The sequence below is a fragment of the Halorubrum sp. ASP1 genome (assembly GCF_005435135.1).
GTDB classification, from domain to species: domain Archaea; phylum Halobacteriota; class Halobacteria; order Halobacteriales; family Haloferacaceae; genus Halorubrum; species Halorubrum tropicale.
On sequence record NZ_SGUA01000058.1, the window covers coordinates 1 to 455 of the forward strand.

At 59.8% G+C, this 455-nt stretch carries 1 protein-coding gene; it reads left to right on the top strand.

Going from position 1 to position 455, the window contains the following annotated elements; genetic code table 11:
• Window positions 1-455 (top strand): DUF8148 domain-containing protein (locus EXE48_RS18235; protein WP_514111753.1); only part of this gene is annotated, 455 nt, incomplete at both ends.

Consider the following 455-nt stretch of genomic DNA (forward strand, 5'->3'; position numbering starts at 1 on the left):
GTAAAGATACCTACCTCGTGGACTACCTGGGCGACCTCGGCCTGCTGGCCTACGGGTACGACCCGGCAGACCCGGACGACGACCTCGAACTTCGCGGGCGCGACCGGGACCGCGTACGGCTGGTAAAGCGCATCTCGACCTCGCCAGAGGGGATTTACCTGCCGACGCTCGTCTCCGAGTGCGTCAAGGGTCAGTACATCGGGCAGTGCGAGCGGTTCGACGGGAGCGACCCGGACTACCAGTTCGTCTACCGGTTCCTGAACGACCTCGACGGGCACGACCCCCAGCTCATCGAAAAACGCCAGTCTGACGGCATGACGATGGTCACCCCGACAATTCGTCTACTTGACTTGATATCAGAAGGCATTACTCAAACAACCAGGGAACGCGACGACTTGCTGTATGACCGGCATTTCTGCGAGAACTACCTGAGAACCGCGAATAAGGTCGATGAC